Raw genomic sequence first — 6,720 nt, forward strand, 5'->3', positions numbered from 1 at the left:
GTGCTGACACGGTCCTACAAATCCCGGCGGAAGCTCTCCGAGGGGGGCATGGGGGAGGTATTCCTCGCCCTGACGACCTCGAATCTGCTCCGCAAGCACATCGTTCTCAAACGGCTCAAGCTGGACCCTCAGGACCCGGACGCCCGGGAGCGCTTCCTGGATGAAGCGCGGATTACCTGCGCCTTGCGCCACCGCAACATCGTGGAGGTGTACGACGCCTTCGAGAGCGAGGGCGACCTGTACCTCGAGATGGAATGGATCCGCGGGAGGAGCCTGAGACAGGTGCTGGACGTGCACCGCTCGCGGCCCGTTCCACCGCGCATCGCGGGTGCGATCATCCACGACGTGTGCGCCGCCCTGGATGCGGCCTATCACACGGCGGGGAAGGACGGACGGCCCCTGGCCGTCATCCACCACGACATCACCCCCAACAACGTGATGGTCACCTTCGAGGGGGTGGTGAAGGTCATCGACTTCGGGCTCGCCAAGGCGGCCAGCAGTCTCTCGCGGACGGCCGGAGTCGAGCGCGGCACGCTCGAGTATCTGTCACCGGAGCGGGCGCGGGAGATTCTCCGGAACCTGGAGCCGCCGCCCGCGGGAGCGTCGGGCGAGACGCCGGAACCGGTGCCGATCGACAGCCGGAGCGATGTCTTCTGTGTGGGTCTGTTGCTCCACGAGTTGCTCACGGGCCGGTCCCTGTTCAGCGCACCGACGCCCCAGGAGGACCTCACCCCCGAGGCCTGGCTGAACGCGGCCCTGCACCGGATTGTCCGATGCGAGGAGCCCCTGGAGGGAGTGCCCGCGGAGCTGGAGCCCATCGTCCGCAAGGCGCTCGCGAGGGAGCGGGAAGCGCGCTACGCGACCGCCCGGGAGCTGGCGGACGCGCTGCGCGAGGTGGTGGGGCGCGTGGAGCCCGCGGAGCTGGCGGCGTTCCTGCTCCAACGCTTCCCGGAGGGTCCGGAGAAGATCGCGGCGCTGGAGGCAGACCTCGAGGCGGAGCCTCCAGCGCCCCAGCCGCCCGAGACGCCCCCGTCGCCTCCCAAGCGGGCCCGTTCCTGGGGATGGCTGCTCGCGCCCGTTGTCCTGGCCCTGCTCGCGCTCGGGGTGTGGTGGGTCTGGCCGGACGCCCTGCCGAGCACGCAGCATTCCACGATGAAGGTGGTGACCGACCCTCTCAACTTCGTGGGGAGCAACGTCACCGTCATCGTGAGCGTGAAGGACGCCGCGGGCCAGCCTCTTCCGGAGACCCAGGTGTTGCTCACGGCGGTAGGCCCTTTCGGGGGCTCGAAACCCTTTCAAGGCCTCAGCGATGGTGAGGGGACGGCCCGGTTCGAGTTCTCCTGGCCGGCACCGGAAAGGGTGAAGCTCTCGGTGCTGCTCGACCCTGGCCCTCGCCAGGTGGCGCTGGGTGAGCAGGTGGTGCCTTTCGCCGCGGGCCTTCCGGATGCGGAGAAGTCATTCTTCACCGAGGTCTCCGATAAAGCACCCGTCGGGCAGGAGGCCATCTTCAAGGTGGCGCTCCGAGATGCAGGGGGTCACCCAGCGGCGGGTTGGGAGGTGGCCTTCACCGTCAACGGTGGCGACGACGCGCGCGAGTCCCGGGTGAAAGCCAATGAGCAGGGCTTCGCGGAGCTCCGCTACCAGACGAAGTGGGTGGGCTCCCGGAAGGTGAGCGCCAGTGTCGTCACGAAGCGCGGGCGCCAGGAGCTCAAACCGGTCGAGGTGCTGTTCGAGGCCGGGCCACCGCACGGACGGGAGTCCACCTTCGAGGTGCAGGTGTCGCCGAAGCCCGCCGGGAGCGAGCAGCTGCCAGTCGCGGACGGGCAGGAGGCGGTGGAATTGGAGGTGACGGCACGGGATGAGTACGGCAATCCCGTCCCCGGGTGTCAGGTGCGGCTCGAGGTCTCCGAGGCGGAGGGATACACCGTGGAGCAGCCCACGGACACGGATGAGCAGGGCCGTGCGAGGGCCCTCCTCCGCGCCACCCGGACGAAGCCGGTCCACCTTCGGGCGCTCCTGACCAAACGCAGCCGGCAGGTGGAGCTGAGCGCGGATGTGACGTTCGCCCCCGGCCCGCTTGCTCCGAGTCACTCCGGGTTGTTGGCGAAGCCGGCGAAGGTCACCTTGAGCGGGAAGAATCGCTCCGTGCTCACGGCCACGGTGCAGGACGCCAACGGCAACCCCCTTCCAGGACTGGTGGTGCGCTTCGACACCCAGGGCACGGGCAGCCGCATCGAACCGAGGGAGGTGTCCTCCGACAACGAGGGACGCGCCTCCGTCCAGCTCTGGGCCACGCGTATCGGGAAGAAGCAGGTGAGCGCCACCGTCCATCGTCCCGGACAGCGTGAGGCGCTCTTGCGGTTGCGGACGGAGGTCCTCTTCGAGGCGAGCGCGCCTGGCGCGGGCATGTCCACCCTGAGCGCCAGTGCGGAGAGGGCCACGGCGGACGGGAAGGAAGCCATCACCGTGACCGCGACGGTGCGGGATGGGAAGGGCCATCCCGTGCAGGGCCGGTACGTCTCTCTTTCCTCCAGTGATGCCGAGCGCCACTTCGATCGGAAGCTGGGGCCGACGGATGCACAAGGGGTCGCCTCCGCGAGTCTGACCTCCACTCGAGCCAAGGAACTCACCTTCTCGGCGGAGATCGAACCCCAGCGTCCCGGGGAGCAGGCGATGCCCATCAGCAACCAGGTGACGGTGCGCTTCGTCTCCAGTGTGCCCGACGCGGAGCACTCTCGCCTGACGGCCTCGGCGAGCGTCGTGACGGCGGGAGAGTCCACCGTGCTCCGGTTCGAGGTGATGGATGCGAAGGGCCGTCCCATCCCGCACACGCAGGTGCAGTGGAAGGCCTCGGATGCGAAGGCGCGCTTCTACCCGCGTGACCTCACCACGGATGAGAAAGGGCTCGCGAGCGCGACCCTCCTGCTGACGAACTCCGGGAAGACGCGCATCACGGCGACGGCCGAGCACGAGGGCCACACCGTGACGAAAGACGTCGAGGTGGCGGTGGGCAGCGGGCCCCTGGAAACGGTAAGCCTGACAACGAGCGCGCCCTCGGTGCTCGCGGATGGGCATGCCACCGCGACCCTCACGCTCCTGGCGAGGGACCGCCATGGCAACCCGGTGGAGAAGCAGGAGGTGACCTGGGAGGGTTTGGTGCCGGAGGATGGGCTCGAGCCGGCCTCATCCACGACCAACCCGGCGGGAGTGGTGACCGCGACACTCACCTCGAAGAAAGCGGGCCCGAGAACCGTGAAGGCCGTGGTGGGCCGTGGTGACAAGAAGCTGTCAGCGGAGTGCTCACTGACTTTCGAGGTGCCCCCGCCGAAGGACTCCGAGGCGGTGGAGCCCTCCCCACAGCCCCTGGGCGTCGATGCACCGGCAGAGGCGAAGGAATTCCCCAGGGCAGGGGACGAGGCTTCTCCGAGCCCGGGTCTCGCGCCTCCACCGCGGGAAGACTCCCCTCCAGATGCTGGTGAAGAGGAGGAGGGCTCGAAGGCGGGGCCGCCCCTCAGCCCAGAGCCTTCTCCTCTGTAGTGACGAGCAGGTGGACGCGGCGCTCGCCCAGGTCCGGCCTGCGGGCTCCTGCGCCCGGACATTTCGACGTGACACCCGGAGGGGCTCTCGGTGGACGCGGGCCCGTCTGCTGTTTGGGCGCCAGGGGCGCTACTGTCTCGAGACGGTGTCCGGTGGCCATGGGGGTGCACGTGACGGTGGTCTTCTTTCCCGACTGCGAGGCGACCTCGCCCAATGGCAGGCAGAGCCGAAGCGGGAAGGGGCGAGCGGGCCGGCTTTGGCAGCGGCGAGGGGGCTCAAGGAGGCAGCGGCGCCACGAAGAGGGGATAGTTGGACCACCGCGAATCACGGCCTGCCCCGATGAGTACAGTGCCGTTGGTGGCCAGGTTCCACTGCTCCATGGTGAAGTACTGGTTGAAGGTGTCCATGGGCAGCCCGCTCGAGTACGGCGTCCAGGTGTCGCCCAGGTCATCGCTGTAGCGGATTCCCAGGTAGGCGAGGTCCGCGAAGAGGCGCTTGCCCACCGAGGCCAGCCCCCGCAGGGGCGGATAGTTGGACAGCATGTTTCCTCCCAACCGCGTCCAGTCCCCGGCGCCGGTGGACGAGCGGTACAGCCCCGTCTCGGTGACAGCTACGAAGACGGACTGGTTGAGGGCGATGACGTTGGAGATGTTGTGCGTGTAGAAGCCTCCGTTCACCCAGGTCTTGCCACCATCGGTGGACAGGACGACGCCCAGGTAGAAGGTCCCCACCAGAATCTTCCCCGGGAGGAAGGCAATGGCCCGGACGTCGGAGTCATTGGCCGCGTAGCTGGTATAGCCGGTGAGCTTGCTCCAACTCGTCCCAGCGTTGGAGGACACATAGAGCCCGGCATTGGGAGGGTTGCCGGATGCGCTCTCCGCGCCCGCGTACAACAGGCTGCCATTGACGCCCAGGGCGCCGCTGGTCAGCGGGGTGGCCCATTGCGGATGCTGCGGCCAACCATTGGCCGTCCCGTTGAGCGCCGTCCATTGCAGGGTGCCGCAACCCGTCCGGTACACGCCCTGCCGGGTGGCGGCGAAGAGCGAGCTGGACTGCACGGCGAGGAACCGCACCGCCGGGTTGCTGGGCAGGCCGGTGCTGACCGCCTTCCACGTCTGCCCCAGGTCATTGGAGAAGTACACGCCTTCGGACCTGCCGGCGAAGATGCCGCCGCACAGGAAGGCGAAGGCCGTGTAGGAGGCATTCGTCAGGCTGCCGGTGACGTTGCGCCAGACGACCGGCGTGCCCGCGGCGAAGTACGAGAAATGGGTCACCTGCGCCTGCAGCGCGCCATTCACCACGGTGGCCCCCGCCACCTCTTCCCACGCGCCTGAGGGCTGCGCGGTGTACAGCCTGGGCATGCCGGCACCCGTGTCGAAGGGCACCCGCACCGTCACCGGCGCGGAGAAGGTGGTGCCGTGCGGGGTGAATGCGTAAACCGGGCCCCGCGCCTCCAGGCTCGAAGGCAGAGCGGGGGCATCGGTGGCCATGGCCACCCGCAGGCTGGAGGAAGAGGCGGTGACGCCCGGCGGCAGGTACACCGCTGCGCCGTTGGCTCCGGTGACGGTGGTGCCGCCGTCCTTCGTGCCAGCGTCCGAGGAGTGGCCTCCGTCCGGACCGCCGGGAGTCCCTGCATCCGGGTCGTCGTACTCGCTGGCTGGGATTGGAGAGGAGTTGAAGGGAGACCCCGGGTCGCACGCCGTCGCCGTCAAGCACAGCGCCAGGCAAGTCATTCCGAGCTTCAGCTTCGTTCTGGGTTTCATTCTTCCTCGCGTCCGTCAGTATACGGGCGAGAAGCAAGACGCAGCGAGGGGCCGCACGTGCATGCTCCCTGAGCCATCCTGTCGTCTAGCAGGAGAGCAAGGGAGCGCTCCGTGGTTTGAATTGTGCGAGAAGTAAGACCGGCGTGATGACTTCTGCGGTCATGCACAAGCGTATGAGCGAGATGGAACGGCTTCGTCCTCGGAACTCGTGCGTGAGTTCAGGATTGACTCATACACCGTGACCTCTACCTCCAGAGCACCTATCTCTGGAAGGGGCCGAACCGCTGGGGGGCGTGCCCAAGGGGACGCACACCCTGACGGCCAAGGCGTATGACGCGGCGGGCAATGTCACGACGTCCGCGCCCGTCTCCGTGAAGGTGAACTGACCCCTCGGACACCAAAACCGCACAAAGTCACTTTCTGTCCGGGAATGATCCATTTATCCTGAATTCGTCCAATTCAGGAAGAAGCGGATTTCATTTCCCAAGGGGTAGGACCATGCGGACCCTGGTGACAGTGCTGGTGGCGGGACTCGTGCTCGCTTCGTGTGAGCCTTCCTCCGAAGGCGGCACGGCCGAGCCCTCCCTCCTCACGGCGGTGAAAGCGGTCGGCGACTGCAACGGAAACGGCCCGAATCCGCCGCAGGTCAGCTTCACCTCGCCCACCCCCGGTGCGACCCTGAGCGGCACGGTGACCCTGTCCGTCAACGCGACGGACGACGAGCAGGTCACCCAGGTCAGTGTCTTCCTCGACAACCGCTTGCTCTTCACGGATGACACGGCTCCCTACGAGCTGGTCTGGGACAGCGCCACCCGCGCCAACGGCCCGGGGGTGTTCACCGCGCTGGTCCAGGACTCCAACTGTACCGGGGTGCAGACGGCTCCAGTGGAGGTGACGTTCTCGAACGCCGGGAACGCCACGTACGACGCCACCTTGAAAGCGCCCGCCTGCGCGGCCGTGGGCAGCAGGTGCGACTCGGGCCACCTCTTGAATGGGCGGGGGACCATCAAGAACATCCCCGAGCTCCACCAGCCCAACATCGTGAGTGGCTACTGCCCGGATGGAACGACCGGGGGCTTGTCTGGCAACGACCTCTCGCTGGAGCGGCTCGTCGTCTCCCGGAGCGATGGCACCGCGTTCGCCGCGGGCAAGGAGGTGACGGTCCAGGCCGTGGTCAGGCCCGCCAGCTACTTCGATGAGGTCCTGGACCTCTATGCCGCTCCGGATGTGAGCAACCCCACCTGGACCCTGCTCGACTCCCTGCCCGCGCCCAGGGGTCCCGAGTCCAAGACCCTCTCGACCACCTACCTGCTTCCGGCCGGCGGGCGGCAGCTCCTCCGGGGGGTGTTTCGCTCGGGGTCCATGGCCTCCCAAGCTCCTCCTGTTCCCTGCCAGTCGCCCTACCAGGACTGGGTCTCCG

General features: G+C 67.8%; 3 protein-coding genes. 2 read left to right on the plus strand and 1 reads right to left on the minus strand.

The features are described from left to right. Entirely contained in the window at positions 1–3,537 is a 3,537-nt protein-coding gene (locus VF697_RS42755) for an Ig-like domain-containing protein (protein ID WP_331104454.1), read from the plus strand. Between the two features lie 275 nt (positions 3,538–3,812). Here VF697_RS42755 and VF697_RS42760 read toward each other — a convergent pair whose 3' ends face one another. Next, positions 3,813–5,300, minus strand: a complete 1,488-nt coding sequence (locus VF697_RS42760; protein ID WP_331104456.1) for a hypothetical protein — start codon at positions 5,298–5,300, stop codon at positions 3,813–3,815. Positions 5,301–5,798: 498 nt separating this feature from the next. Between VF697_RS42760 and VF697_RS42765 the strand changes: the two genes are divergently transcribed. Then, the coding region (locus VF697_RS42765; RefSeq protein WP_331104458.1) for an Ig-like domain-containing protein at positions 5,799–6,720 on the plus strand (922 nt) is incomplete at its 3' end.

Source organism: Archangium sp. (assembly GCF_036388035.1).
Lineage (GTDB): Bacteria > Myxococcota > Myxococcia > Myxococcales > Myxococcaceae > Archangium.

What these genes read in the sequence shown, in the direction of transcription:
- VF697_RS42760 (WP_331104456.1), bottom strand. Translation starts at nt 5,300, where the DNA reads ATGAAACCCAGAACGAAGCTGAAGCTCGGAATGACTTGCCTGGCGCTG.